Source organism: Nocardioides limicola (assembly GCF_016827675.1).
Lineage (GTDB): Bacteria > Actinomycetota > Actinomycetes > Propionibacteriales > Nocardioidaceae > Nocardioides > Nocardioides limicola.
Window position 1 is genome coordinate 475,660 of record NZ_JAERJA010000001.1, and the last position, 25,427, is coordinate 501,086.

Consider the following 25,427-nt stretch of genomic DNA (forward strand, 5'->3'; position numbering starts at 1 on the left):
CTCAGCAGCGTTCATGTCAGGAAGGTTTCTCTTGTCAATTCGCCGTGTCGTCAGTGTCGCCGTCGCCACCCTTCTGGTCACAGGCTCCGCCTCCGTCGCCACCTCGCCGGCGTACGCCGATCACAGCAGCGAAGCGCATTCGGACTCCCGGTTCATCAGCGGCTCGCTGCTGACTGGTGATCTCAGCCCGGTCGTGGGCATCGACGGAGCTGAGGCCAACTACTTCGACGGGCACAGCACCGGCACTGACGATTTCCACAACGCGAACCTCGATGTCACCGCCCTGAGCGCACTGACGGTGTCCCTGCCCGATCTCGAGATCGAACTCGGCGATCTGTTGCAGGTCGGGGTGGTGAACCAGGAGGCGTGGGCAGGGCCCGACGGCGAGTCCTGGGCGGACACCAGCGTCACGGATCTGACCCTGGACCTCACCGCGTTGCTGGGATCGACTGACCTGATCAGCGCTGCGAGCCTGGAGTTGGGGGCAGTCAGTTCCTACGCAGAGATCGACAGCGACGGCGCACTGACCCGCGACTACGCGATCGCCGAAGCCCTGTTGACCCTCGAGTCTCCCGTGATCGGCGAGACGGTGACCGCGATCAACGGCGCCGTCGCTGAGGCCGGAACCGCCCTTGTCGCCCTTGAGGACCAGATCGCCGGCGCGCTGCTCGGGGCAGTCACGGGGCTACTCTCACCGTTGGGCAACCCGCACCTGAACGTGACGATCACCCCAGACTTCGACACCATCCTCGACGGAATCGTCGGCACCCCCATGACGTCGAACGGCGTCACCATCGACCTGGCGACCGGGCAGGTCAGGGTCGACCTCGAACAGATCATCGATCTCAACAACCTCGACCCCAACAGCACCCTGCTGAGCCCCGAGGTCCTCCAGCACATCGCGCAGGAGATCGAGTCACTCCTGAACGAGTTGCAAGCCAACCTGAACAACCTTGTCGTCGACAGCCTGCTCGATGCGGTTGACGTCCAGATGGACGGCTTCGTCTGCGTCGTCACCGTTCTCGGCAGCTGCACCGGCGGACTGGTGATCGGCTACGACGGCAGTATGGCTGACCTTCTGGACGGCACCCAGCAGATCGACCTGAGCGTCAGCGGTACGGGTGGGGTCATCCTCAATCCGTTGCTCGGCACGATCTCCGGCGTGCTCACAACCACTCTGGCCACGGTCGTGGAGCCTCTCGTGACCGGAATCCTCGACACGCTGGGGGCCACGGTCTCTCTCTTGGTTCAGGAACTGACTGAGACCCTGTCTCCGATCCTGGACGTGGTCGCTGACATCGTCGCCGTCAACATCAACGTTCAGAACACCGAGGCGGATGGCATCGACGAACGCGCCTACGTCACCGCTGTTCAGCTCGAACTGCTGGGCGGCTCCGGAGCTGTACTGGACCTGGTCACTTCCGCGGTCGGCCCCAATACGCACCTGCCTCTCGTCCCTGTCCTGGATGCCACCGACGACCCCGTGACCCCGGGGACGGACGCCCCGGTGACCAGCACGGGGTGGCATCCCGACTCCGAGGTGACGCTGCAACTCTTCGATGCCGAGGGCACGCCCGTCGGCGCCCCCTTCACCGTGTTCACTGACGCCGAGGGCAACTTCCCCGAGGGCACCACATTCCCCGTCCCTGCCGGCATCGATGCCGGTGAGTATTCGCTGGTCGGCACGGATGAACTGGGAACGACTGCTGCTGACAGCCTGCTCGTCATCACTCCGACCCTTGATGTCGCCGACGCCCCTGTTGCCCCGGGCGGGAACGCCCCGGTCGAAAGCACCGGGTGGGCACCGGAAAGCGAGGTGTCGCTGCAGCTCGTCGACGCCGAGGGCATGCCCGTCGGCGCCCCCTTCACCGTGTTCACTGACGCCGAAGGCAATTTCCCCGAGGGCACCACATTCCCCGTCCCCGATGGGATCGACGACGGTGAGTACACGCTCGTCGGCACCGACGAGTTCGGCAACTCGGCCGTGGACACCGTGTTCGTCGACGGCACCGCCCCCGTCGTCGCCATCACCTCGCCTGCGGATGGGTCGGTCATCAATGACCCGCTGCCGGTGTTCGAGGGCACCACCGAGCCCGGCGCCCTGGTCGAGGTCTATGTCGACGGCACCTTCATCGGCACCGTGGTCGCCGATGGCGACGGGAACTGGTCCATCCCCTCAGAGTTCGCGCTGGCCGACGGTGAGCACACTGTCACCGCCGTCGCGATCGACGAGGCCGGGAACGCCTCCGATCCGGTGTCCAACACCTTCACCGTCGACACGACCGCCCCCGATGTCGCCATCACCGCTCCGGTGGACGGCAGCGTGACCAGTGACCCGATCACCGAGGTCTCCGGCACCACCGAACCCGGCGCCCTGGTCGAGGTCTTCATCGACGGCGCCTCGGTGGGCACCGTGACCGCCGACGGCGACGGCAACTGGACCCTGGTCCTGGACGAGCCCCTCACCGCCGACGGGGTCTACGAGTTCACCGCGACCGCCACCGACGACGCGGGCAACACCTCCGACCCGGCCACCGTGACCGCCGAGATCGACACCACCGCACCCGACGCCCCCGTCATCACCTCACCGACCGAGGGCAGCGTCACCGGCGACACGACCCCGACCATCACCGGCACCGGTGAGCCCGGTGCGGTGGTGGTGGTCGAGGTGACCGACTCCGAGGGGAACACCCAGGTCCTGGAGACCGTGGTGAACGAGGACGGCACCTGGGCAGTGGAGGTCAACGAGCCTCTCGCCGATGGAGACGTAACCGTGGCCGCGACTCAAACGGACACAGCCGGCAACACCAGTGAGTCCGCCAACTCGAGCTTCGTGGTCGACACCAGCGTGCCCGAGGTGTCGGCGCCGCCTGCCCCGGTCGTGACGTCCCCTGCGGATGGAAGCGTGCTGACCACCGATACGCCGACGATCTCGGGCACCGGCGTACCCGGGGCCACGGTGACCGTCTACCTCAACGGCGAGGTGGCCGGCACCACGACGGTCGGCGACGACGGGACGTGGTCGCTCACCGTGGGCCCGCTCGCGTGCGGGGAGCACACCATCACCTCCACGCAGACGGTCGACGGCGAGACGTCCCCGTTGGGCGAACCGGTCACCGTGAGCCTGCCCTGTCCGCCGGCCAGTGGCGGCCAGGCGCCATCGAAGGATGGCCTGCTCCCCGGGGTGGGCGCGCCGGCCGGTCTGGTGCTGCTTGGTCTGCTGGCGCTGCTGCTGGTCGGTGGCGGTCTCGTGCTCACCCGGAGCCGCCGGACCGCGTGACTCGCAGCTGGCGACTCAGCCAGCGGCATGCAGGGCTGCGACGGCCATCCGCCGCAGCAGCCCTGCCATGTCATCGCCGTCGAGCCGTGCGCTGTGGGGAGTCGAGTTGATGAGGCCGAAGACGGCGTGCGCCGCGGACCTGGCGTGCGGCTCGTCCGTCCCGACAGCTGCGGTGATGGCCGCCACCCAGAGCTCGACATAGCGACGCTGCAGCCGTCGGACGGACCGGCGGTCCGCCTCGGCGGCACTGGCCAGGTCCCGGAACTGCACGGTGATCAGGGCTGGTCTGGTCAACGCGAACTCGACATGCCACGCGATCAGCGCCGCCAGCTCCGCATCCGGCCCGTCACTCCGGGCAGCACGCGCACGGGCGGTCCCCTCGGCCAGCAACGTCTCGGAGATGTCGACCAGCATCGCTCCCAGCAACGCGTCCTTGCTGGCGAAGTGCTTGTACAGGGCCGGACCCGACGTCCCCATCGCCGCGCCCAGGTCGTAGATCGAGACGCCGTGGAAGCCTCGTTCGGCGAAGAGTTCGGCCGCGACCTGGATGATCTGCTGCCGCCGCGTGGGTGGTGATGTCGACTCGTTGACTGCCGTCATGGTCGGAGTCTAGACAACCGGGTTATCGCTTGTTAACCTTCAGACCTAGGTTAGCGCTCGATAACCACGCGTGGCGTCGGGCGTCTTCGGAGAACCACGAGGAGTGAGATGTTCGAGTTGAGCCGCGACCACGAGGACTTCCGAGCCTCTGTGCGGGACTTCGCCGAGAAGGAGATCAGCCCGCATGCGGCCGACTGGGACAAGGCACACCACTTCCCGGTCGACGTGGTCCAGAAGATGGGCGACCTGGGCTTGATGGGGCTGACGGCTCCCGAGGAGTACGGCGGCGCGGACGGCGACTTCGTCTCCCTCTGCATCGCCATCGAGGAGCTCGGCCGCGTCGACCAGGCGATGGGTGTCACCCTCGAAGCCGCGGTCGGCCTCGGCATCAACCCGATCCTCACCTACGGGACACCGGAGCAGAAGGAACGCTGGCTGCCCGATCTGGTCGCCGGCCGCACCCTGGCGGGCTTCGGGCTCACCGAGCCGGGCGCCGGTTCCGACGCCGGGGCAACCAAGACCCGGGCGGAACTCGACGGCGATGACTGGGTCATCAACGGGGCCAAGCAGTTCATCACGAACTCCGGCTCGGAGATCACCTCGGTAGTGACCGTGACCGCACGTACCGGGGTCTCCGCCGACGGTTCCAAGCCGGAGATCTCCGCGATCATCGTCCCCTCCGGAACTCCCGGCTTCACCGCTGAACCGGCGTACGACAAACTCGGCTGGCACACCTCCGACACCCATCCGTTGACGTTCACCGACTGCCGCGTGCCCGCCGACCACCTGCTGGGTGAGCGGGGCCGCGGCTACGCCCAGTTCCTCAGCACTCTCGACGACGGCAGGGTCGCGATCGCCGCGCTCGCGGTCGGCTGCCTCCAGGCCTGTCTCGAGATGAGCGTCGAGTACGCCGGGCAGCGGCAGACCTTCGGGGGCCCGATCGGGCGCAAGCAGGGAGTGGCGTTCCAGATCGCCGATCTCGAGGTGATGCTCCAGGCCTCGAGGATGCTGACCTACCGGGCGGCCGCGATGAAGGACGCCATGGACGCCGGAGCCCCGGGAGCCCCGTCCGTGAGCGAGTTCAAGCAGGCGGCAGCGATCGCGAAGCTCAATGCGACCGAATCGGCGGTCACCGGCACCCGCATCGCCACCCAGGTGTTCGGCGGCTACGGCTTCATGGAGGAGTACCCGGTCGCGCGGTTCTATCGCGACGCCAAGATCCTCGAGATCGGTGAGGGAACCAGTGAGGTCCAGCGCATGTTGATCGCCCGCGGGCTCGGACTTCCGGTTGAGTGACTCCCATGACTGAGGCATCCGACGGCAAGAGGTTCGTGCAGCGCGGCCTGTGGTTCGAGGAGTTCGAGGTCGGTGCGATCTACGAGCACCGTCCCGGACGCACCGTGACCGAAGCCGACAACGTCTTCTTCACCACGCTGACCATGAACACCCAGCCCCTCCACCTCGACCAGGCCGAGAGCGAGAAGCTGCCGCCCTTCCACGACCGACTGGTGAACTCGATGTTCACCCTCTCCACCCTCGTCGGGCTGTCGGTGGGGCAACTGACCCAGGGGACCATCGTGGCCAACCTCGGCTTCTCCGACATCAGCTTCCCCGCGCCCGTGCGCCACGGCGACACCCTGTACGCCGAGACACTGATCACCGACAAGCGCGAGTCGCGCAGCCGTCCGGGCGAAGGCGTCGTGACAATGGAGCACACCGCCCGGAACCAACACGGCGAGGTCGTCGCACTGGCGACCCGTAAGACACTCGTGAGGATGGCACCCGGTGACTGAGCCAGCGACGGAGTGGGTCCCCGGCGCGGCCTGGCTGTTCTGTCCTGCCGACCGCCCCGACCGTTACGGCAAGGCACTGTCGGCGGCTGACGTGGTGATCGTGGACCTCGAGGATGCGGTGGCTCCGGCCGCCAAGGGCGCCGGCCGCGAGGCACTGCGCCAACTGGCAGCCGACGGCAGCCTCGACGTCGATCGCACGATCGTGCGTCTGAACTCCGCAGACACCCCCGATCACCCCCTCGACGCAGCACTGACCAGTGAGCTCGGCATCCGGCGGGTGATGCTGGCCAAGACCGAAGCTGCCGCCGAGGTCACCGCCCTCCCCCACGACGTCATCGCACTGCTGGAGACGCCGGCAGGGATCGAGCGCGCCGGCGAGATCGCCGCTGCCGACAACACGGTGGGCGTGATGTGGGGTGCCGACGATCTGGTGGCCGGGCTCGGCGGGACCAGCAGCCGCTACCCGGACGGGCGCTACCGCGACGTGGCCCGCTATGCGAGGTCGCGGGCACTGGTGGCTGCCAAGGCGGCGGGCCGATTCGCCCTGGACGCGGTGCACATGGACATCGCCGACGTGGCGGGCCTTGCCGCGGCCTGCGAGGACGCGGCGGCGGTCGGCTTCGATGGCGGCGTCGCGATCCACCCGTCCCAGGTCGCCGTGATCCGCGCGGCGTACGCCCCGGACCCCGACCGCGTCGACTGGGCCCGACGACTGTTGGCTCATGTGGGAGACGATCGAAGCGTGACGACCTTCGAGGGTCGGATGGTCGACGGACCGATCTACAAGCAGGCTGAGCGCGTGCTGAGGCTCGCCCGAGCTACAGGAGAGCAGTGATGGCGGAGGACCTCAGGGACGTGACGGCCCAACTGCGTGAGCGACTCGCTCGGGTGCGCAGCGGTGGGGCCGGCGGCAGCGAGGCGGCGCGACGCAAACACACCGACCGCGGCAAGTTGCTGGTCCGTGACCGGGTGGACCGCCTCCTCGACCCGGGCAGCCCGTTCCTGGAGCTGAGCCCGCTCGCGGCGTACGGCATGTACGACGCCGACAACGAGTGGGCCGCGCCGTCGGCGGGCCTGGTCACAGGCATCGGGCGGGTGGCAGGGCGTGAGGTGGTGGTGATCGCCAACGACGCGACCGTCAAGGGCGGCACCTACTACCCGATGTCGGTCAAGAAGCACCTGCGGGCCCAGACGATCGCCGAGCAGAACAGGCTGCCGGTGATCAGTCTGGTCGACTCCGGGGGCGCGTTCCTGCCGATGCAGGACGAGATCTTCCCCGACCGCGAGCACTTCGGGCGGATCTTCTTCAACCAGGCCAGGATGAGCGCCCAGGGGATCCCACAGATCGCCGCGGTGATGGGGTCATGCACTGCCGGTGGCGCGTACGTCCCCGCGATGTCCGACGAGACCGTGATCGTCAAGGAACAGGGCACCATCTTCCTCGGCGGCCCGCCGCTGGTGAAGGCGGCAACCGGCGAGGTGGTCACCGCGGAGGAGCTCGGCGGAGGCGATGTCCACGCCCGCAGATCGGGGGTCGTCGACCACTTGGCAGGAGACGACGCGCATGCCCTGGACATCGTGCGCAGCATCGTCGACACGTTCGAGCGGGGGTATGCGCGAGGTGGTCCCGATACGCTCGCTGGCGCCCGCCACTCGAGCATCGAGAAGAGGGAGTCGGTGGAGCCGCTGGAGGACCCGGAGACCCTTTACGACGTCGTCCCAGCCGACACCCGGACGCCGTACGACGTGCGCGAGGTGATCCGCCGCATCGTCGACGGCTCGCGGCTCCAGGAGTTCAAGCAGCTCTACGGAGAGACGTTGGTGTGCGGCTTCGCTCGGATCCACGGCTACCCGGTCGGAATCGTCGCCAACAACGGCATCCTCTTCAGCGAGTCCGCGCTCAAGGGAGCGCACTTCATCGAACTGTGCAATCAACGGGGCATCCCGCTGCTGTTCCTGCAGAACATCACCGGCTTCATGGTCGGTCGTGAGTACGAGAACGGGGGCATCGCCCGCGACGGAGCCAAGCTGGTGACGGCGGTGGCCTGCTCGGTGGTCCCGAAGTTCACGGTCGTCATCGGCGGCTCCTTCGGTGCCGGGAACTACGGCATGTGCGGACGCGCCTACGACCCCCGATTCCTGTGGATGTGGCCCAACGCCCGGATCTCGGTGATGGGCGGCGAGCAGGCCGCCTCGGTCCTCGCCACGGTGCGGTCCGACCTCGCCACCGAGGAGGAGGTCGAAGCGTTCAAGCAACCGATCCGGGATCAGTACGAGCACCAGGGCTCCCCCTACTACTCCACCGCCCGCCTGTGGGACGACGGCGTGATCGATCCCGCCGACACCCGCCGAGTGGTCGGCATGGGCCTCGCGGTCGCCGCCAACGCCCCGACACCCACGCCGTCGTACGGCGTCTTCAGGATGTGAGTCGCATGGTCTCGACACGCTCGACCGACGAAGCCCGCTCGACCGACGAAGCACGCTCGACCGGCGGAGCACGCTCGACCGGCGGATCAGCGGTCCTGCGGACTGTTCTGGTTGCCAATCGCGGCGAGATCGCGCTGCGGGTCTTCCGGACCTGCCGCGCGATGGGCCTGCGCACCGTCGCGATCTTCACCGACCTCGACGCCACCGCACGGCACGTGCGGGAGGCCGACGTGGCCGTCCGGGTGCCGAGCTACCTCGACATCGATGCCGTGGTGGCCGCCGCCGTCGAGACCGGTGCCGATGTGGTACATCCCGGCTACGGCTTCCTCTCCGAACGCGCGGCCTTCGCCACCGCGCTGGAGAAGGCCGGCATCGTCCTGGCCGGTCCCAGCCGGACGGTCATGGAGCAGATGGGCCGCAAGGACGCGGCCCGGGAGATCGCGGTCGCTGCCGGGGTGCCGGTGGTCCCGTCGTACGAACTGGACGACGACCCGGCCTCGTTCGCCTACCCGGTGCTCGTCAAGGCCGCCGCGGGCGGCGGCGGCAAAGGGATGCGCGTGGTCCGCTCCCCCGGCGAGTTCGCGGAGGCACTCGGCGCCGCACGCCGTGAGGCGGCGAGTTCGTTCGGTGACGACGCCATGCTGATCGAGAAGTACGTCGAATGCGGCCGTCATGTCGAGGTGCAGGTGTTCGGCGACACCCAGGGCTCGGTGGTGCATCTGTTCGAACGTGACTGCTCGACCCAGCGACGGCATCAGAAGGTGCTCGAGGAGGCACCCGCCCCGACCCTCGACGTCGCCACCCGCGACGCGATGACCTCGGCTGCGGTCGCGTTGGCGGCCGAGGTGGGATACACCGGGGCCGGCACGGTGGAGTTCCTGCTCGACACCGACACCGGCGACTTCTACTTCCTCGAGATGAACACCCGCCTCCAGGTCGAACACCCGGTCACCGAGGCGGTTGTCCGCGTGGCGGGTGAGCCGGTCGACCTGGTCGCCCTGCAACTGCGGGTCGCGGCTGCCCAGCCGCTCGGTTTCGCGCAGGCCGACGTCAGCGTCGACGGTCACGCGATCGAGGCGCGGGTCTACGCCGAGGACGCCTTTCAGGGCTTCCTGCCTCAGGCCGGCACGGCGTCCCTGGTGCGCTGGCCGAGCGGCGCGGGTGTGCGGGTCGACCACGCTCTCGAGTCCGGGCAGGTGGTCAGCACCGCCTACGACCCGATGCTGGGCAAGGTCATCGCACACGGCGCCGACCGCGACGCCGCCCGCGCGGCCCTGGTCGCCGCCCTCGACGACACCACGATCCTCGGAATCACGACCAACACCGGGTTCCTGCGCACCCTGGCGGCCGGCGACGCCTTCGCAAAGGCCGCCATCGACACCGCGTGGCTGGACCGCCATGAGGTTGCGGCTCCGGCACCGGACGTGCCCCGGATGCTGGCGGCCTGGACGGTCGCGATGCTGGCCGCGGCCGGGGTCGACCACCCGTTCGCCAGCGATGGGTTCCGGATGGGGGCCGACCCGGCACCGATGCTCGTCGAGCTCGACCGCGAGGTTGTCGTGGACCGGCATCGCGGAACCGTCGACGGCGTCGAGGTACGCCAACTGAGCGCGGCCGATCACGTGCTCGAGCTCCTGGTGTCGGGCGAGCGTGTCCGGGCGGTCATCAACGCCCAGCCCCGCCCGAACCAGCCGCTGCGGGTCGAGGTCGCCTTCGAGGGGCACCGCCACCTGTTCGTCGGCCCCGACCGACTCTCCGACCAGGCGGCGGTCGCCGACGACACCCTCATCGCGCCGATGCCCGGCACCGTGCTCGACGTACGCGTGACCGAGGGGCAGCAGGTCGCCGAGGGCGACGTGCTCGGGGTGATCGAGGCGATGAAGATGGAGTTGGCTCTGCGGGCTCCGCACCCAGGCACCGTGACCGCGATCAACGCTCGCGTGGGCGACCAGGTGGCGCTCGGAGCCATCCTCTTCGAGGTCCACGCCACAGAGGAGCACTGAGCCGGGCCCGGCAATCCGCAGGCCCGTCGGCTCCGAATCCCCTGTGTGATCCCCAGCGCCACACGTTTGTCCCAGCACGTCGATCGCCTCGGTGTCGAACACCCACCGATCGATCTGGCCTCAGTCGACTACACGGTCCACCAGCCCGAGGAGCTCGCCCAGCGGTTCGGCGGCGTACTCGACTACATGGCCCGCACTGAGCTGGAGGTGGAGCGCAATGTCCTCGAGCTGGCGACGCTGCTGCCCGACCCGCCCGAGGTGGACCGGCGGTTCTACTCCCAGGTGTGGCTCCCCCAGGAGACCCATCACGGGCTGATCCTCGATGAGCTGCAGGTCCGGATCGGCCGTCCGCCAGCGGACACCAACCTCGACCGGGTCTCGGCCAAGATCCGGGTGGTCGGCGTCTTCGCCCATCTGCCACCGGTGCAGGACGTGGTGCGGATGCTCTACTACCTGACCGGAATGACCACGGAACGCTCGGCGCTGCTGGCCTACAACCGACTCCTCGACGGCGTCGTGGAGATGGGTGAGGACGCGGTCGCGCACACGATCATCATCCCGATCCGACGCCAGGAGCCGGGCCACCACGCCTACTACCAGATGGCCGCCCGGATGCTCTGGCGCAACCTCGGCTCCTGGCAGCGGTGGCTGGTGCGCCGACTGCGCGCGGTCTCCTTCTCCCCGGTCGGTGCGGGCGATGCCGACCAGCGGGCGGATGTCGGTGACATGATGCTGGCGCTCGGGATGACCGATGCCGAGGAGGCCGCGGCCTTCGCCGGCCAGGTGGCGCGGGTCGAGAGAGACCTGCTCTTCGCCGAGGAGCAGGGCCTCGCCGTCCCGCCGTACGTCACCCGGTCGTTCCGGGAGTGCGTGGAGCTCGCGGTGGCCCGGGCCAGCAACCGCCCCGGTGAGCACTAGTCGGGCGGTTGGACGTCGAGGGGGTCGGCGGCGTATCCTGACGGCTGCGTCAGAGGTCTGCCCAAGTTCCAGACGGAGCGGACTCCGGCTCGCTATCACCAGCCCGGATCGGCGGGCCGTTCGATCGGTAGTGAAAACGGGCCTCAGGCGTGCCCGCACGACTCCATCCATCCAAGGAATCCACTTCCCTCATGACGAGTAGCACTATCGACCGGACCGACTTCGACGCGCCCCAGGTGGCGATCAACGACATCGGCTCCGAAGCAGACTTCCTCGCGGCGATCGACGCGACCATCAAGTACTTCAACGACGGAGACATCGTCGAAGGCACCATCGTCAAGGTGGACCGGGACGAGGTCCTCCTCGACATCGGCTACAAGACCGAAGGTGTCATCCCCTCCCGCGAACTGTCGATCAAGCACGACATCGACCCGAGCGAGGTCGTCACTGTCGGCGACAAGGTCGAGGCCCTGGTCCTCCAGAAGGAGGACAAGGAAGGCCGGCTCATCCTCTCCAAGAAGCGCGCCCAGTACGAGCGCGCCTGGGGCACGATCGAGCAGGTCAAGGAGGCCGACGGCGTCGTCGAAGGCACCGTGATCGAGGTCGTCAAGGGTGGTCTCATCATCGACATCGGCCTGCGCGGCTTCCTGCCTGCCTCCCTCGTCGAGATGCGTCGTGTCCGGGATCTGCAGCCCTACGTCGGCCAGACCCTCGAAGCGAAGATCATCGAGCTGGACAAGAACCGCAACAACGTGGTCCTGTCGCGTCGTGCGTGGCTGGAGCAGACCCAGTCCGAGGTTCGCCACGGATTCCTCACCCAGCTCCAGAAGGGTCAGATCCGCAAGGGTGTCGTCTCCTCCATCGTCAACTTCGGCGCCTTCGTGGACCTGGGTGGCGTCGACGGCCTGGTGCACGTCTCGGAGCTGTCCTGGAAGCACATCGACCACCCGTCCGAGGTGGTCACCGTCGGCGACGAGGTCACCGTCGAGGTGCTGGATGTGGACATGGACCGCGAGCGTGTCTCGCTGTCCCTCAAGGCCACCCAGGAAGACCCGTGGCAGCACTTCGCCCGGACCCACCAGATCGGCCAGATCGTCCCGGGCAAGGTCACCAAGTTGGTGCCCTTCGGGTCGTTCGTCCGTGTCGAGGAGGGCATCGAGGGCTTGGTGCACATCTCCGAACTGGCCGAGCGCCACGTGGAGATCCCCGAGCAGGTTGTTCAGGTCAACGACGACGTGATGGTGAAGATCATCGACATCGACCTCGAGCGTCGCCGGATCTCGCTGTCGCTGAAGCAGGCCAACGAGACCGCCACCGCGGCCGATGTGGATGACTTCGACCCGACGCTCTACGGCATGACCGCCACCTACGACGCCGAGGGGAACTACGTCTACCCGGACGGTTTCGACCCCGAGACCGGCGAGTGGCGTGACGGCTTCGACGAGCAGCGCGCGGCCTGGGAAGAGGACTACGCCAAGGCTCACGCCCGCTGGGAGGCGCACGTCAAGCAGCAGACGGAGGCCAAGCAGGCCGATGTCGAGGCTGGCGAGGCACGCACCTACTCCTCTGCGGAGACCGCCGAGGTCGAAGGCGACACGGGCGGCTCGCTGGCTTCCGACGAGGCGCTTCAGGCGCTTCGCGAGAAGCTCACCGGCGGCGGCGCCTGAGCTCCACGCAGCAATGCCCGTAGGGCCCGGTCACCCCAGGGGTGGCCGGGCCCTCGGCATTCGGGACCGCGGTTGGCCTCACCGGCGGCGAGGGGCGAAATCGTCCTCGGGATGGGAGGCGGGCGGGGATGTGAACCGCGGCTCCGTGCGCACCACGACCGCGACCGCGATGCCGACCAGCAGGATCAGTAGCACTGTCAGAATCGTCATGGCAGCAATCCTGCGCCCGACTTGTTCCTGCCACCAGTGGCAGGAATGCCGTTGTTCGTTGATTTCGTGCCAACAGTGTGTGAGGGTGGCCGCATGCTCACCAACGTCGCGGTGCCCGTCTACGACGGGGTGACACCGTTCGAGCTCGGGGTGCTGTGCGAGGCGTTCGGACTGGACCGTAGCGATCAGGGGGTCCCCACCCTCGACTTCGCCGTCTGCGGAGCCGCACCCACCGCTCGCACCACCGGAGGATTCTCGATCACCGTCGACCACGATCTGGCCCGGATGGTCGAGGCAGACCTGATCGCGATCCCGGCCATCCCCCGCGATCGGCACATCCCCCCCAGCGTCGTCGACGCCGTCCGCGCCGCCTTCGACCGCGGCGCGCGCGTCCTCACCGTCTGCTCCGGTGCATTCGTGGCGGGGGCCGCTGGCCTTCTGGACGACCGGGAGTGCACCACCCATTGGCTCTACACCGACGAACTGGCGGCCCGGTTCCCCCGTGCGACGGTGATCCCCGAGGTGCTCTACGTCGACGCCGGCCAGGTGGTGACCAGCGCCGGCACCGCGGCCGGCATCGACGCCAGCCTGCACATCTGGCGCCAGGAGTACGGCGCCGACATCGCCAGCACGATCGCCCGTCGGATGGTCATCCCACCTCAACGCGACGGCGGCCAGGCCCAGTTCATCACCCGACCGGTCCCCGAGTGCCACGCGGAGACGCTCGGCCCCCTGCTCGCCTGGGTCACCGAGAACCTCGACCAACCGCTCGACGTGACCACGCTCGCGGCGCGAGCCCTGATGTCGTCACGCACCTTCGCCCGCCGGTTCCGTGACGAGGTCGGCAGCACACCGCACGCCTGGATCACCCACCAGCGGGTGATCCGGGCCGAGCAACTCCTGGAGCGCTCCGACCACTCCGTCGACCGGATCGCCCGCGACGTGGGCTTCGGCAACGCCGCCACCCTGCGCCACCACTTCACCCGCCTCCGGGGCTTGAGCCCGCAGGCGTACCGGCGCTCCTTCGCGCACTGAGTCCAGGGCGGGCACCCGCCGACGTCACCCGGGAGCCGCATAGGCTCTTGGACGTGGAGCCACCTACTCACCCGCCGTTCAATGTGGAGCGCCGCGAGGTTGACGAGCGCGACTCTCGCGTGGCCAACCGGCAGGACTGGGATCGCTACGCCGACGAGTACCAAGCCACCCACGGGCAGTTCCTCGGCGACATCGGCTTCGTCTGGGGACCTGAGGGGTACACCGAGGCCGAGGCGCGGATCCTCGGACCGCTGACCGGCCGGCGCGCCCTTGAGGTGGGCTGCGGGGCCTCGCAATGCTCACGCTGGCTGATCGGGCAGGGGGCCACCGCCGTCGGCCTGGACCTGTCCTTCCGGCAGCTCCAACACTCCAGGCGCATCGACGACGCCACCGGGATCCCGGTGCCCACGGTGCAGGGCACCGCCACCTCGTTGCCGTTCCAGGACTCGAGCTTCGACATCGTCTTCTCCTCCTTCGGCGCCCTGCAGTTCGTCCGCGATCTCGCCGAGACGATCGCCGAAGTGGCCAGAGTGCTACGCCCGGGGGGACGGTTCGGCTTCTCCATCACCCACCCGACGCGCTGGATGTTCCCCGACGATCCCGGCGAGGACGGGCTGCTCGCCAGTCAGTCCTACTGGGACCGCACCCCCTACGTCGAGGTCGATGAAGCCACCGGTGAGGTGAGCTACGTCGAACACCACCGCACCCTCGGAGACTGGGTGGACCTGCTGGCCGGCCACGACTTCCGGATCGTGCGCCTGGACGAGCCTCAGTGGCCACTGGGCCACGACCGGGTCTGGGGAGGCTGGTCGGGCGTCCGTGGCCAGTTCACGCCCGGCACCGCGATCATCGCTGCAGACCTGGACCCGCGGTGACCGCATCCCCCACATTCCGAAGCCTGCTGCGCAGCGGCACGGTCGTGGCTCTCGCGGTCGGCGTGATGAACGTGACCACCTACGGCTTCGTGCTGGCGGCCGCCCGCCTGCTCGGCCCCGAGGAGTACGGCGTGGTGGCCAGCCTGATGGGCCTGCTGCTGATCGCCGGCGTACTCTCGATCGGTCTCCAGGCCACCTCAGCGCGGCGCGTCGCGGCGCATCCGGAGCGGCGTGACCAGGAGTCACAGCTGCTGAGCGTCACCCGGACGGTCGCCCTCGGCCTCGGGGCTCTGTGCCTGATACTGGTGCCGCTGGTCCAGTGGCTCCTCGGCCTCCCGACGCCCGCTCCGGCCCTGCTGGTTGCGATCACGGTGGTGCCGTTGACCCTGATGGGTGGCCAGGCGGGCATCCTTCAAGGCGAACGCCGCTGGCTGCCGCTGGCCTGGATCTACCTCAGCTTCGGCCTCGGGCGGCTGCTCATCGGGGCGGTGGCCATGCTCTGGTCCCCGACCGCGACCGCCGCGCTCCTCGGGGTCGCGATCGGGGCCTGCCTGCCGGCTCTGGTCGGCGGCATGATGCTGCGTCGGCGGCCCGTCCACCACGACGTACCGCCACGGATGGCGGGCGAACGTGGGGAACTGATCCGGGAAGTGGCCGGAAACTCCCACGCACTGTTGGCCTTCTTCGTGCTCGCGAATGTCGACGTGATCCTCGCCAGGGCGCTCTTCGACCCCCAGCAGGCGGGGATCTATGCCGCGGGGTTGATCCTCAGCAAGGCCGTGCTGTTCCTGCCCCAGTTCGTGGTGGTGATCGTCTTCCCCGCGCTGGCGTCCGCCCAGACCGGCCGCGTGCACCTGAAGAGTCAGATGGTGATCGCCGGCGCCGGCGGCGCGGTGATGGCGGCCAGCTGGCTCCTCTCCGGGTTGGCCGTGCAGTTCATCGGCGGCGCCCAGTACGCAGCGGTCCGCGACTGGTTGTGGCTCTTCGCGTTGACCGGGACGCTCCTGGCGATGCTGCAACTGGCCGTGCACGCGTCAGTGGCACGGCAGCGGCGCCGCAGCGCGCCTCTGTCGTGGGCAGGGGTGGTCGGCCTGGTGCTGCTGGGCTGGTGGGCGGAGGACGGGCGCGCACTGGTGCTGACGGTCGCTGTCATCCTCGGTGTGGTGCTGGTGGCGAACCTCACCCTGGCGACGCGTCGCGGCCAGGCCGAGTAGCCTGCCCCCATGAGCGAAGAGGTCGACGCACCGTACGGGCCCACCATCAAGCGGGTGCGCACCCATCACCTGCAGGAGATGAAGCGCCGCGGGGAGCGCTGGGCCATGCTGACCGCCTACGACATGTACACCGCCCAGGTCTTCGACGAGGCCGGCGTCGAGGTGCTGCTGGTCGGCGACAGCGCGTCCAACAACGTCTTCGGCAACGAGACTTCGTTGCCGGTCACGGTCGAGGAGATGCTGTCCCTGACCCGGGGGGTGAGCCGGTCGGTGACCCGGTCGCTGGTCCTCGGCGATCTGCCGTTCGGGTCGTACCAGGCGTCCGCGGAGCAGGGCTACCTGACGGCCACCCGCTTCATGAAGGAGGCCGGAGCGCACGCGGTGAAGCTCGAGGGTGGCCGTGAGATGGTCCCCCAGATCGAACGGATGACCCGCGGCGGGATCCCGGTCTGCGCCCACATCGGGTTCACCCCGCAGAGCGAGCATGCCCTGGGCGGCTACCGGATCCAGGGCCGCGGCGAGACCGCGCAGCGGATCCTCGACGACGCCAAGGCGGTCCAGGACGCCGGCGCGTTCGCGGTCGTGCTGGAGATGGTGCCCGGCGATGTGGCGGCCCGGGTCACCGAGGAGCTCGAGATCCCCACCGTCGGGATCGGGGCAGGTCCGGAGTGCGACGCACAGGTGCTGGTCTGGCAGGACGCCTTCGGGCTCCGGTCGGGGCGGCTGCCGAGGTTCGTCAAGCAGTACGCCGACGTCCGCACTGTCCTGCTCGACGCCGCCACGGCGTACACCCAGGACGTGCGGAGCGGGACCTTCCCCGGACCCGAGCACACCTTCGAGACCTGAGCGGCATCCCGCGGCTCGACTCCGACTCAGGCCCAACCCAGCCAGCGGGCCGACGCGATCACGAAGCAGAACCAACCCACGCCGGCCACGGCCGGCACGACGGCCACGAACACCGGCCGGGTGGTGAACCGTCGGGCAGCGGACATGAACAACGCCAGCCACAGCAGGAGCAGCGCGGTGATGGCCCACCAGGGCGCGTCCAGGATCACCGGCGTGGCGGCGAAGAGGAAGAAGACGCACGCCATCCCGATCATCCCCCAGATCGCGAACGGTGAGGCGGGGGTCGGTGCTGGCTGGCTGACGGATCCGGTCGGGTCAGTCATCGGTCTCCCCGGTCGGCAGGTCGTCGTTCCAGTCGGGATCGTTCTCCCACGCCTCGTTCCTCTCCGCGACCCGATCCAACGCACGTTCGGCCTCGGCACGGGTCGGGTAGGGGCCAAGGCGATCGGCCCCCTTGCAGCCGTGGAAGGGCTCCACGACGCCGTGCCGGAGGCACCAGAACCACTGGTCGTCCCGCTCGTCCATGGCCTCGAACCTACACCTCGCCGGCTCGCTCGGCGTCGCTACTAGACTTCGAGACGATGACCACCACCCGCACTCCCCTCGTCCCGGGCACTGTCTCGCCCCGTCGGCCGGTGCCGGCGCACATCCCTCGCCCCGAGTACGTCGGCAAGCCCTCACCGGCGCCGTTCACCGGCAGCGAGATCAAGGACCTCGACACCATCGAACGGATGCGGGTGGCCGGACGGCTCGCGGCCCAGGCTCGCGAGCTGGTGGGCAGCCACATCGTGCCGGGTGTCACCACCGACGAACTGGACCGGATCGGTCACGAGTTCCTCTGTGATCACGGCGCCTATCCGTCGACACTGGGCTACCGCAACTTCCCCAAGTCCTTGTGCTCCTCGGTCAACGAGGTCGTCTGCCACGGGATCCCGGACTCCACGGTGATCCAGGACGGCGACATCGTGAACATCGACATCACCGCCTATCTCGATGGCGTCCACGGCGACACCAACGCCACGTTCTGTGCCGGCGAGGTGGCGGAAGAGACGCGGCTGCTGGTGGAGCGGACCAGGGAGGCCCTGGAGCGCGGGATCCGAGCCGTGAAGCCGGGCAGGCGGGTGAACGTGATCGGCCGGGTGATCGAGGCCTATGCCAGTCGGTTCGGCTACGGCGTGGTGCGCGAATTCACCGGCCACGGCATCGGCACCCACTTCCACTCGGGTCTGGTGATCCCCCACTACGACGACCCGCACTACGCGGACCTCATCGAGCCCGGGATGACGTTCACGATCGAGCCGATGCTCAACCTGGGCACCGCCGAGTGGGACATGTGGGATGACGGGTGGACTGCGGTGACCCGCGACCGTCGTCCATCCGCCCAGTTCGAGCACACCCTGCTGGTGACCGACTCCGGCGCCGAAGTCCTCACCCACCCCTGACGAGGTGGGGTTTGTGGCCACCCGAAGTGGGGTTTGTGGCCGTGCGCGGCGGCCACAAACCCCACCTCGACCGGCCACAAGGCCCACTTCGCGGGGTCAGGGGGTGGTCAGCAGGCGCTCGACGCGCAGGACCGCGGTCTCGTGCTCGGGGTCGCCTGTCATCGCGGCCGCCAGGCGCAGGTGCGGCAGCGCCTCAGCGAACCGGGACTGTCGCTCCAGGACGCGGCCGAGGGTGTGCCGAGCCCAGTCGTCACCCGGGCAGTCCTCGACGAGCTTGGTCAGTTCGGTCTCCGCCGGACCGAGTTGAGCGCGCATGAAGTAGGCCCAGGCGCGCAGACTGCGCAGGCCGGTGTTGCCGGGCTCGACCTCGAGGCCGGCCTCCAGCACCTCCAGTGCCTCCCGCGGCGCCCGACGCGCGAGCAGGTCGTAGGCGATGCGGTAGGGGCCGGACGACTCCTGCTGTCCGGGGAACACCACAGCGGGGGCTTTGATCTGCTCCATGTGCGAAGGAACGCCCCGAGCAGCCCCGACATTCCGAAGACTCTCCGCGCGGACCGACGTACCCCTATGCTGGTCTCGCGGACGGGCCGGCCGGGCGACCGCGTCGGTTCATCCAGAGCCGCCGAGGAAGGTCCGGGCTCCACAGGGCACGGTGGTGGGTAACACCCACCCGGGGCAACCCGCGGGACAGTGCCACAGAGAACAGACCGCCACTCCGGTTCGCCGGAGCGGCAAGGGTGAAACGGTGGTGCAAGAGACCACCAGTACGCCGGGCGACCGGCGTAGCTTGGCAAACCCCACCCGGAGCAAGGTCAAGAAGCCACGCAAGTGGCGCGTGTGCGTCTGAGGGCTGCTCGCCCGAGTACACGGGTAGACCGCTGGAGGCGGCCGGCAACGGTCGCCCTAGATGGATGGTCGCCAACCGTCACCCCGCAAGGGGCACGGTGAACAGAACCCGGCCTATGAGCCGGCTCGTCCGCACCCACCTCCCCCTCGACTGTGCCGCGCCCTGGCCGCGCGCACGTGGTAACCTACCAAGCACTTGCTTGGTAGGAGTTTGCCGTGTCCGAACTGTCACTGCCCGCCGCGCTGCGACGCGCGGCTCTCGAGCATGCCGACCGCACCGCAGTGGTCGACGCCGGGACCACGATGACCTTCGCCGAACTGCACGAGCGGGTCCGTGCCTGCGCGGCCGGATACGTGGCTCTCGGCCTCGCCCCCGGTGACCGGGTCGGAGTCTGGGCCCCCAACAGTTGGCAGTGGCAGGTCGCCGCACTGGCGGTCAGCTACGCCGGCGGCGTCCTGGTGCCGATCAACACCCGCTACACCGGCCATGAGGCAGCCGATCTGCTGCACCGCACCCAGGCCCGGCTGCTGATCGTCCACGACGGCTTCCTCGGTCGGGACCAGGTCGCCGAACTCCGCGCCGCGGCCGACACGAGCATCGAAGGACCCGTCGTTCCCGGCCTGCCCGAGCTGACCGCGGTGGTGTCCCTGGTCGACACCCCGGGGCTGACCCCGTGGGCGGACCTGGACGACCACGATCGGGATCTGGCCGCCGCGGAGGCACGCGCCGACGCGGTCGACCCCGACGACATCGCTGACATCCTCTTCACCTCCGGCACCACCGGCCGCTCCAAGGGGGTGGTCACCGCCCACCGGCAGACCATCGCCGCCGCCGCGGTCTGGGCCCGCATCGCCCAGATCACCCCCCACGACCGGTATCTGGTGGTCAACCCCTACTTCCACTCCTTCGGCTACAAGATCGGTCTGGTCGTGTCGTTGCTCACCGGTTGCTCGGTGGTGCCGATGCCGGTCTTCGACGTCGACGTGATGCTGGAGCTCGTCGAGTCGGAGCGGATCACCGTCCTCCCCGGCGCTCCGGCCATCTTCGGCGCCCTGCTTGAGGCACCAGGCCGATCCGCAGCAGACCTCTCCTCGCTGCGGATCGCGGTCACCGGGGCCGCGTCGATCCCGGTGCGGCTCATCGAGCGGATGCAGTCCGAACTCTCCTTCGACACCGTCCTGACGGCGTACGGCATGACCGAGTGCGTCGTGGCAACCATGTGCCGCCCCGGCGACCCCGACGCGCTGGTGGCCGCCACCTGCGGCCGCGCCGTGGCCGATCTGGAACTGCAGGTCACCGACCCCGAGACCGGAGCCCCGCTGCCCGCCGGCACCGAGGGAGAGATCCGGATGCGCGGTCCGATGGTGATGCAGGGCTACCTCGACGACCCCGAAGCCACCGCCGCGGCGATCGATCCGGACGGGTGGTTGCACAGCGGCGACGTCGGCACCGTGGACGAGCACGGCTACCTGCGGATCACCGATCGGCTCAAGGACATGTACATCTCCGGAGGTTTCAACGTCTACCCCGCCGAGGTGGAGCAGGCCCTCGCCCGCCTCGACGGCGTGGTCGACGTGGGCGTGGTCGGGGTCCCCGACGAGCGCCTGGGTGAGGTCGGCTGCGCCTTCGTGGTCCGCCGCCAAGGCACCGAGCTGAGCGAATCGGACGTGATCGCCTTCGCCCGGCAACGACTCGCCAACTTCAAGGCGCCCCGCCAGGTGGTCTTCGTCGATGCACTCCCCCGCAACCTGGCCGGGAAGATCCTCAAGAACGACCTGCGAGCCCTCACGTCCCCGGGCGCTGGCCGGGAACACCGCGCAGATCCCGCGAAGGAGAACTGATGGACCTGGACCTCACTCCCGACGAGGTCGCGTTCCGCGACGAGGCCCGTGACTGGCTGGCCAGGCACGTACCGGCGACGCCGCTGCCGTCGATGGACACCGAAGCAGGCTTCCGCGCCCACCAGGAGTGGGAGGCACAACTGTCCCAGGCCCACTGGTCCGTGGTGAGTTGGCCGACCGAGTTCGGCGGCCGAGAGTCGTCCCTGACCGAGTGGGTGCTCTTCGAGGAGGAGTACTACCGAGCCGGTGCCCCGGGTCGGGTCTCCCAGAACGGCATCTTCCTGCTCGCCCCGATCATCTTCGAACACGGGACGCCAGAGCAGCAGCGCCGATTCCTGCCGTCGATGGGCTCCGGCGAGCGGATCTGGGCGCAGGCCTGGTCCGAGCCAGAGGCCGGATCGGACCTGGCCTCGCTCTCCTCGACCGCCACTCGCGACGAGGACCGTGGTGGCTGGGTCCTGAACGGGCAGAAGACCTGGTCCTCCCGAGCGGCGTACGCGCACTGGGGCTTCGGTCTCTTCCGTTCCGACCCCACCGCAGCCCGGCACGCCGGCCTCACCTACTTCCTCTTCCCCCTCGACGCCGCCGGAGTGACGGTGCGGCCGATCCCCCAACTCGACGGGGAAGCAGGTTTCGCCGAACTGTTCTTCGACAACGTCTTCGTGCCCGATGCCGACGTGCTCGGCGCGCCGGGCGACGGATGGCGAGTGGCGATGAGCACCGCAGGGAACGAACGCGGCCTCTCCCTCCGCTCACCGGGCCGGTTCTGCGCCGCGGCCGACCGGTTGGTCGAGCTGCATCGGACCTCGGACGTCGGCCGCGCCGAACACGCGGGCCGGGTCGCGGACGCGTGGATCAAGGCGCGCGCCTATCAACTCTACACCTGGGGCACCGTCAGCCAGCTCGTCGACGGCGGCGACATCGGTGCGGCCGGATCGGTGAACAAGGTCTTCTGGTCCGAACTCGACGTGGCGCTCCACGAGACCGCCCTCGACCTGCTCGGACCGGCCGGTGAAGTCGAGTCGGGCTGGACCGACGGGTACCTCTTCTCGCTGTCCGGGCCGATCTATGCCGGCACCAACGAGATCCAACGCAACATCATCGCCGAGCGCATCCTCGGCCTGCCCCGCGAACCCAAGGGAGAGCGCCGATGAGGTTCCTGCCCACCGAGGAGCACCGGGGTTTCGCTGCCTCACTCGATCGACTCCTCACCGCCGCCGACGTGCCGACCGTGGCCCGTGCGTGGGCATCAGGTGACGTCGCTCCGGGGCGGAAGCTGTGGTCCCGTCTGGTCGACCAGGGCGTCACCGCCCTGCTGCTGGCCGAGGAGGACGGCGGCGCGGGGGCGACGATGGTCGACGCCACGATCGCCTTCGAGCAGTTGGGACGTCACCTGGTCCCCGGCCCCTGGATCGAGTCCGCCGCCTATCTGCCCGTCCTCGGCGTACCGCTCGATCCGGAGCAGATGACCACGGTCGCGGTGCCACCGCTGACGCCGTACGCCGTCGACGCGCAGGTCGCCGACCGCGTCCTGGTGGTCACCGGGGACGCCGTGCACACGGGCGTCGTCGGTGCCGCGCTGGCCTCGATCGACACCACGCGTACGTTGCACGAGGTGACCCCGGACGGGGCCCCGGTGACCCACACTGGCGATCCGGCCAAGGCGCTGGACGCCGCCGTGCTGGCCTGTTCGGCGCAACTACTCGGCCTGGGTGAGCGGATGCTCCACGAGGCCGTGGGCTACGTCAAGCAGCGCCGCCAGTTCGGTCGCGAGATCGGCTCCTATCAGGCCATCAAGCATGCGCTCGCCGATGTCAGGATCGGGCTCGACTTCGCCCGGCCGTTGATTGCCGGTGCCGCGGTCGGGTTCGACGGCCCCGAACGCACCCGGGACTGTGCGGCTGCGAAGGTCGGTGCCGCCGAGGCCGCCGACCGGGCGATGCGCACGGCCCTGCAGGTGCACGGCGCGATCGGCTACACCGCGGAGCTCGACCTGAGCCTGGCACTGTTGAAGACCCGGGCACTGGTCGGCGCCTGGGGCAACCCCACGCACCACCGTGGCGTGGTCCTGGCTCGACTGGAGGCGCCGTGTACTTCGGCCTGAGCGAGGAGCAGCGCGAGCTCGCCGCCATCGTCGGCACCCTGCTGGAGCGGCGCGGGGACTCCCAGGCGGTGCGGGCCGCGCTTGAGTCACCGGCAGGGTTCGATGTGGACCTGTGGCGGACGCTGTGTGAACAGGTCGGCGTTGCGGCGCTGGCGATCCCCGAGGAGTACGACGGTGCAGGGTTCAGCCTGTTCGAGACGGGGCTGGTCCTGGAGGAACTGGGTCGCGCGCTCGTCCCGTCGCCGCTGCTGGCCACGGTGCTGGCCGCCGAGACGCTGCTGGCGCTCGGCGACAGCGCGGCCTGCGCCCGACTGCTGCCCGGACTCGCCGCTGGAACGGTCGGCACCATCGCTTCCGGAAGGGTGACCGGCGGGGAGGAGACCGTGACCGCCGTCGGCGACCGGCTGACCGGCACCGTCGCCGTGGTCCTGGACGGCCTGGCCGCCGAGGTGCTGCTGGTCGCGGCCACCAGCGAGGACGGTGTCGGGCTCTTCGAGGTCGACCCGTCCGCGGCCCGACTGGCCCCCGTGCCCGGCATGGACCCGACGATGCGCTACGCCCAGCTCACGCTGGAGGCCACGCACGCACGCCGGTTGCACGGCGATGCCGGGGCAGCGCTGGAGCACCTGTCCCTCGCCGGCTCCGCGATGACCGGCTGTCTGCAACTCGGGGCCGCCCGTCGGGCGCTGGAGATGACGGTGGGCTACAGCAAGGAGCGGGTGCAGTTCGGTCGGTTGATCGGCTCGTTCCAGGCGCTGAAGCACCGGATGGCAGACATGCTGGTGGCGGTCGAGATGACCCGCTCGGGGGTCTGGGCTGCGTCGTACGCCGTGGCGAGCGGCGCTGCCGACGCTCCGGACCTGTGCGCGGCAGCGTCGTCGTACGCGGGCGACTCGTTGGCCCACCTGGCCGCGGAGACGGTGCAGTTGCACGGCGGCATCGCGATCACCTGGGAGCACGACGCGCATCTGCTCTTCAAACGGGCCCATGCGCTGAACCAGTTGTTCGGTCAGCCGCACACCCTGCGCGCCCGGTTGCTCGCCTGACCGGATCCGAGCCGCCGGTGGTGACGAGCGTCTCCCCCATGCTGGCTACGCGCCGGCTCTGGACCGTGTCAGGCTGACTCCATGTCCCCGGAACCAGACCGCATCGAGCGGAGGCTGCAGCGGTTCTTCGACCTGTGCGAGAGCCCGAGGACCCGTGAGCGGGCGCTGGCGCTGGTGCGGGCCAGCGCCTCCAACTCGACGTCCGGGCGGCGCTTCTACACGTTCGTGAGCCGCCTGGTGAGGAACCCGGTCGGCCGGTCCTTGGGGATGGACGCGTCGGCGGTCCGGTTGGAGTTGGTCGCGGCCCAACTGTTGGGTGTGGCGACGATGCGTTACGTCCTCGAGGTGGAGCCGGTCGCCTCGATGTCGGTGCAGGACCTGGTGGCCAAACTGGCGCCCTCGGTGCGTGCGCTGCTCGCCGACGATCTGGTCGAGGGCTCCGGCTGGTCCCCGGTCGAGGCCGAGTGGGACCCGGGGATCGACGCCGAGGCGGACCACCTCGCCACCCTGGTGCAGCTCTACCCCCTCTGATGGCCTTCTGATGGCCCCTGCGGAACACCCTGATGTCAGGGACTGCTGACTGTTGTCAGGGGTTGCAACCCCTGACAACGTTCGGAACACCCTGATATCAGGGTGTTCCGGGCGGGCAGGGGGTCAGGTGGTGGTGTGGTAGCTGCCCCGGTAGTACACCAGCGGGTCCTGAGCGTCACCGACGGCAAGGTCGAGGACCCGGCCGACGACGACGTAGTGGTCGCCGGCTTCGTGGACGGCTTCGATCGAGCAGTCGACGTAGCCGACGACACCGGAGAGGAGCGGCGCGCCGGAGGTGGCCGGGGACCAGTCGACGCCGGCGAACTTGTCGATCCCCCGGCTGGCGAAGGTGTTCGACAGGTCCTGTTGGTCGGCGGCCAGGAAGTTGACGCAGAAGAAGCCCGCCTTGCGCATCTGCGGGAACGCCCGGGAGCTCTTCGCCGGGATGAACATCACCAGCGGCGGGTCCAGGGAGACGCTGGAGAACGACTGGCAGGTCATCCCGACCGGTTGCCCCTCGGCCACCGACGTGACCACGGTGACGCCCGAGCAGTAGCGGCCGAGCACGTCCCGGAACCGTCGTGCCGCAGCCTGGGCCGCCTCGTCGTCCACCGGGATCCCGACGTCCTCGCCGGGCCGGAACTCGAAGTCGAAGGTGCCCAGGAAGGACTCGATCAGCTCCTGCGGTGGCCAGGACTCACGCGCATCGGTGTGCATCCCGGGCGGGATGTCGGACTCTGCCATGCGG

24 protein-coding genes and 1 other RNA gene are annotated in these 25,427 nt (G+C 69.2%); 19 read left to right on the forward strand and 6 right to left on the reverse strand.

What is annotated here, in order from left to right; genetic code table 11:
* The first annotated feature begins 31 nt into the window (after positions 1-31).
* The gene (locus JKG67_RS02365; RefSeq protein ID WP_203335633.1) at positions 32-3,280 is read left to right on the forward strand and encodes an Ig-like domain-containing protein; all 3,249 of its coding nucleotides are present in this window, start codon (positions 32-34) and stop codon (positions 3,278-3,280) included.
* A gap of 15 nt (positions 3,281-3,295) precedes the next feature.
* Here the strand turns inward: JKG67_RS02365 and JKG67_RS02370 are convergent, their stop codons facing one another.
* On the reverse strand, positions 3,296-3,880 hold the full coding sequence (locus tag JKG67_RS02370; RefSeq protein WP_203335634.1) for a TetR/AcrR family transcriptional regulator: 585 nt from the start codon (positions 3,878-3,880) through the stop codon (positions 3,296-3,298).
* 108 nt (positions 3,881-3,988) lie between these two features.
* Between JKG67_RS02370 and JKG67_RS02375 the strand changes: the two genes are divergently transcribed.
* From JKG67_RS02375 to rpsA, 7 genes are all read left to right on the forward strand, one after another.
* The gene (locus tag JKG67_RS02375) at positions 3,989-5,176 is read left to right on the forward strand and encodes an acyl-CoA dehydrogenase family protein (RefSeq protein ID WP_203335635.1); all 1,188 of its coding nucleotides are present in this window, start codon (positions 3,989-3,991) and stop codon (positions 5,174-5,176) included.
* 5 nt (positions 5,177-5,181) lie between these two features.
* The gene (locus JKG67_RS02380; protein WP_203335636.1) at positions 5,182-5,673 is read left to right on the forward strand and encodes a MaoC family dehydratase; all 492 of its coding nucleotides are present in this window, start codon (positions 5,182-5,184) and stop codon (positions 5,671-5,673) included.
* Positions 5,666-6,508 (forward strand): HpcH/HpaI aldolase/citrate lyase family protein, encoded by an 843-nt coding sequence (locus JKG67_RS02385; protein WP_203335637.1) that lies wholly within the window; start codon positions 5,666-5,668, stop codon positions 6,506-6,508. The genes JKG67_RS02380 and JKG67_RS02385 overlap by 8 nt, the downstream gene beginning before the upstream one ends.
* Positions 6,508-8,100, forward strand: a complete 1,593-nt coding sequence (locus JKG67_RS02390; protein ID WP_203335638.1) for a carboxyl transferase domain-containing protein — start codon at positions 6,508-6,510, stop codon at positions 8,098-8,100. Before JKG67_RS02385 ends, JKG67_RS02390 begins: the two co-directional genes overlap by 1 nt.
* Positions 8,101-8,105: 5 nt before the next feature.
* On the forward strand, positions 8,106-10,103 hold the full coding sequence (locus JKG67_RS02395; protein ID WP_203335639.1) for an acetyl/propionyl/methylcrotonyl-CoA carboxylase subunit alpha: 1,998 nt from the start codon (positions 8,106-8,108) through the stop codon (positions 10,101-10,103).
* A gap of 66 nt (positions 10,104-10,169) precedes the next feature.
* Entirely contained in the window at positions 10,170-11,021 is an 852-nt protein-coding gene (locus JKG67_RS02400) for a GTP-binding protein LepA (protein WP_238997783.1), read from the forward strand.
* A gap of 191 nt (positions 11,022-11,212) precedes the next feature.
* Positions 11,213-12,688, forward strand: a complete 1,476-nt coding sequence (gene rpsA, locus JKG67_RS02405; RefSeq protein WP_203335641.1) for a 30S ribosomal protein S1 — start codon at positions 11,213-11,215, stop codon at positions 12,686-12,688.
* A gap of 78 nt (positions 12,689-12,766) precedes the next feature.
* Here rpsA and JKG67_RS18785 read toward each other — a convergent pair whose 3' ends face one another.
* On the reverse strand, positions 12,767-12,898 hold the full coding sequence (locus tag JKG67_RS18785) for a hypothetical protein (RefSeq protein ID WP_275403236.1): 132 nt from the start codon (positions 12,896-12,898) through the stop codon (positions 12,767-12,769).
* 93 nt (positions 12,899-12,991) lie between these two features.
* Between JKG67_RS18785 and JKG67_RS02410 the strand changes: the two genes are divergently transcribed.
* The 4 genes from JKG67_RS02410 to panB are packed head-to-tail and all read left to right on the forward strand — an operon-like array spanning position 12,992 to position 16,868.
* Positions 12,992-13,933, forward strand: a complete 942-nt coding sequence (locus JKG67_RS02410) for a helix-turn-helix domain-containing protein (protein ID WP_203335642.1) — start codon at positions 12,992-12,994, stop codon at positions 13,931-13,933.
* Positions 13,934-13,986: 53 nt separating this feature from the next.
* Positions 13,987-14,808 (forward strand): class I SAM-dependent methyltransferase, encoded by an 822-nt coding sequence (locus JKG67_RS02415; RefSeq protein ID WP_203335643.1) that lies wholly within the window; start codon positions 13,987-13,989, stop codon positions 14,806-14,808.
* Positions 14,805-16,022 (forward strand): lipopolysaccharide biosynthesis protein, encoded by a 1,218-nt coding sequence (locus JKG67_RS02420; RefSeq protein ID WP_203335644.1) that lies wholly within the window; start codon positions 14,805-14,807, stop codon positions 16,020-16,022. Before JKG67_RS02415 ends, JKG67_RS02420 begins: the two co-directional genes overlap by 4 nt.
* Positions 16,023-16,031: 9 nt before the next feature.
* The gene (gene panB / locus JKG67_RS02425) at positions 16,032-16,868 is read left to right on the forward strand and encodes a 3-methyl-2-oxobutanoate hydroxymethyltransferase (RefSeq protein ID WP_203335645.1); all 837 of its coding nucleotides are present in this window, start codon (positions 16,032-16,034) and stop codon (positions 16,866-16,868) included.
* A 26-nt stretch (positions 16,869-16,894) separates the two neighbouring features.
* Here panB and JKG67_RS02430 read toward each other — a convergent pair whose 3' ends face one another.
* Both JKG67_RS02430 and JKG67_RS02435 read right to left on the reverse strand, forming a co-directional pair.
* The gene (locus tag JKG67_RS02430; protein WP_203335646.1) at positions 16,895-17,191 is read right to left on the reverse strand and encodes a hypothetical protein; all 297 of its coding nucleotides are present in this window, start codon (positions 17,189-17,191) and stop codon (positions 16,895-16,897) included.
* A complete protein-coding gene (locus JKG67_RS02435; protein WP_203335647.1) occupies positions 17,184-17,393 on the reverse strand; it encodes an SPOR domain-containing protein in 210 nt (69 codons plus the stop codon). Before JKG67_RS02435 ends, JKG67_RS02430 begins: the two co-directional genes overlap by 8 nt.
* A gap of 56 nt (positions 17,394-17,449) precedes the next feature.
* On the opposite strand from JKG67_RS02435, the gene map reads away from it, so the two are divergent.
* Positions 17,450-18,310 (forward strand): type I methionyl aminopeptidase, encoded by an 861-nt coding sequence (gene map / locus JKG67_RS02440; protein WP_203335648.1) that lies wholly within the window; start codon positions 17,450-17,452, stop codon positions 18,308-18,310.
* A gap of 96 nt (positions 18,311-18,406) precedes the next feature.
* Here the strand turns inward: map and JKG67_RS02445 are convergent, their stop codons facing one another.
* On the reverse strand, positions 18,407-18,811 hold the full coding sequence (locus JKG67_RS02445) for a tetratricopeptide repeat protein (RefSeq protein ID WP_203335649.1): 405 nt from the start codon (positions 18,809-18,811) through the stop codon (positions 18,407-18,409).
* An 82-nt stretch (positions 18,812-18,893) separates the two neighbouring features.
* Between JKG67_RS02445 and rnpB the strand changes: the two genes are divergently transcribed.
* From rnpB to JKG67_RS02475, 6 genes are all read left to right on the forward strand, one after another.
* Positions 18,894-19,289, forward strand: an RNA gene (gene rnpB, locus JKG67_RS02450) — RNase P RNA component class A.
* Positions 19,290-19,372: 83 nt separating this feature from the next.
* Positions 19,373-20,998: a FadD3 family acyl-CoA ligase gene (locus JKG67_RS02455; protein ID WP_203335650.1), complete on the forward strand. Its 1,626-nt coding sequence runs from the start codon at positions 19,373-19,375 to the stop codon at positions 20,996-20,998.
* On the forward strand, positions 20,998-22,152 hold the full coding sequence (locus JKG67_RS02460) for an acyl-CoA dehydrogenase family protein (protein ID WP_203335651.1): 1,155 nt from the start codon (positions 20,998-21,000) through the stop codon (positions 22,150-22,152). Before JKG67_RS02455 ends, JKG67_RS02460 begins: the two co-directional genes overlap by 1 nt.
* Entirely contained in the window at positions 22,149-23,102 is a 954-nt protein-coding gene (locus tag JKG67_RS02465; protein ID WP_203335652.1) for an acyl-CoA dehydrogenase family protein, read from the forward strand. The genes JKG67_RS02460 and JKG67_RS02465 overlap by 4 nt, the downstream gene beginning before the upstream one ends.
* On the forward strand, positions 23,087-24,148 hold the full coding sequence (locus JKG67_RS02470) for an acyl-CoA dehydrogenase family protein (RefSeq protein WP_203335653.1): 1,062 nt from the start codon (positions 23,087-23,089) through the stop codon (positions 24,146-24,148). The genes JKG67_RS02465 and JKG67_RS02470 overlap by 16 nt, the downstream gene beginning before the upstream one ends.
* 81 nt (positions 24,149-24,229) lie before the next feature.
* Positions 24,230-24,679, forward strand: coding sequence for a TetR/AcrR family transcriptional regulator (locus tag JKG67_RS02475; protein ID WP_203335654.1), 450 nt, complete (start codon positions 24,230-24,232; stop codon positions 24,677-24,679).
* A gap of 123 nt (positions 24,680-24,802) precedes the next feature.
* On the opposite strand, the gene JKG67_RS02480 is transcribed toward JKG67_RS02475, so the two are convergent.
* Positions 24,803-25,423, reverse strand: a complete 621-nt coding sequence (locus JKG67_RS02480; RefSeq protein ID WP_238997784.1) for a flavin reductase family protein — start codon at positions 25,421-25,423, stop codon at positions 24,803-24,805.
* Between the last annotated feature and the right edge of the window lie 4 nt (positions 25,424-25,427).

What these genes read in the sequence shown, in the direction of transcription:
- JKG67_RS02380 (WP_203335636.1), top strand. Translation starts at nt 5,182, where the DNA reads ATGACTGAGGCATCCGACGGCAAGAGGTTCGTGCAGCGCGGCCTGTGG.
- JKG67_RS02410 (WP_203335642.1), top strand. Translation starts at nt 12,992, where the DNA reads ATGCTCACCAACGTCGCGGTGCCCGTCTACGACGGGGTGACACCGTTC.
- JKG67_RS02460 (WP_203335651.1), top strand. Translation starts at nt 20,998, where the DNA reads ATGGACCTGGACCTCACTCCCGACGAGGTCGCGTTCCGCGACGAGGCC.
- JKG67_RS02480 (WP_238997784.1), bottom strand. Translation starts at nt 25,423, where the DNA reads ATGGCAGAGTCCGACATCCCGCCCGGGATGCACACCGATGCGCGTGAG.
- JKG67_RS02475 (WP_203335654.1), top strand. Translation starts at nt 24,230, where the DNA reads ATGTCCCCGGAACCAGACCGCATCGAGCGGAGGCTGCAGCGGTTCTTC.
- JKG67_RS02435 (WP_203335647.1), bottom strand. Translation starts at nt 17,393, where the DNA reads ATGGACGAGCGGGACGACCAGTGGTTCTGGTGCCTCCGGCACGGCGTC.
- JKG67_RS02465 (WP_203335652.1), top strand. Translation starts at nt 22,149, where the DNA reads ATGAGGTTCCTGCCCACCGAGGAGCACCGGGGTTTCGCTGCCTCACTC.
- panB (WP_203335645.1), top strand. Translation starts at nt 16,032, where the DNA reads ATGAGCGAAGAGGTCGACGCACCGTACGGGCCCACCATCAAGCGGGTG.
- JKG67_RS02430 (WP_203335646.1), bottom strand. Translation starts at nt 17,191, where the DNA reads ATGACTGACCCGACCGGATCCGTCAGCCAGCCAGCACCGACCCCCGCC.
- JKG67_RS02390 (WP_203335638.1), top strand. Translation starts at nt 6,508, where the DNA reads ATGGCGGAGGACCTCAGGGACGTGACGGCCCAACTGCGTGAGCGACTC.
- map (WP_203335648.1), top strand. Translation starts at nt 17,450, where the DNA reads ATGACCACCACCCGCACTCCCCTCGTCCCGGGCACTGTCTCGCCCCGT.
- rpsA (WP_203335641.1), top strand. Translation starts at nt 11,213, where the DNA reads ATGACGAGTAGCACTATCGACCGGACCGACTTCGACGCGCCCCAGGTG.
- JKG67_RS18785 (WP_275403236.1), bottom strand. Translation starts at nt 12,898, where the DNA reads ATGACGATTCTGACAGTGCTACTGATCCTGCTGGTCGGCATCGCGGTC.
- JKG67_RS02375 (WP_203335635.1), top strand. Translation starts at nt 3,989, where the DNA reads ATGTTCGAGTTGAGCCGCGACCACGAGGACTTCCGAGCCTCTGTGCGG.
- JKG67_RS02395 (WP_203335639.1), top strand. Translation starts at nt 8,106, where the DNA reads ATGGTCTCGACACGCTCGACCGACGAAGCCCGCTCGACCGACGAAGCA.
- JKG67_RS02445 (WP_203335649.1), bottom strand. Translation starts at nt 18,811, where the DNA reads ATGGAGCAGATCAAAGCCCCCGCTGTGGTGTTCCCCGGACAGCAGGAG.
- JKG67_RS02370 (WP_203335634.1), bottom strand. Translation starts at nt 3,880, where the DNA reads ATGACGGCAGTCAACGAGTCGACATCACCACCCACGCGGCGGCAGCAG.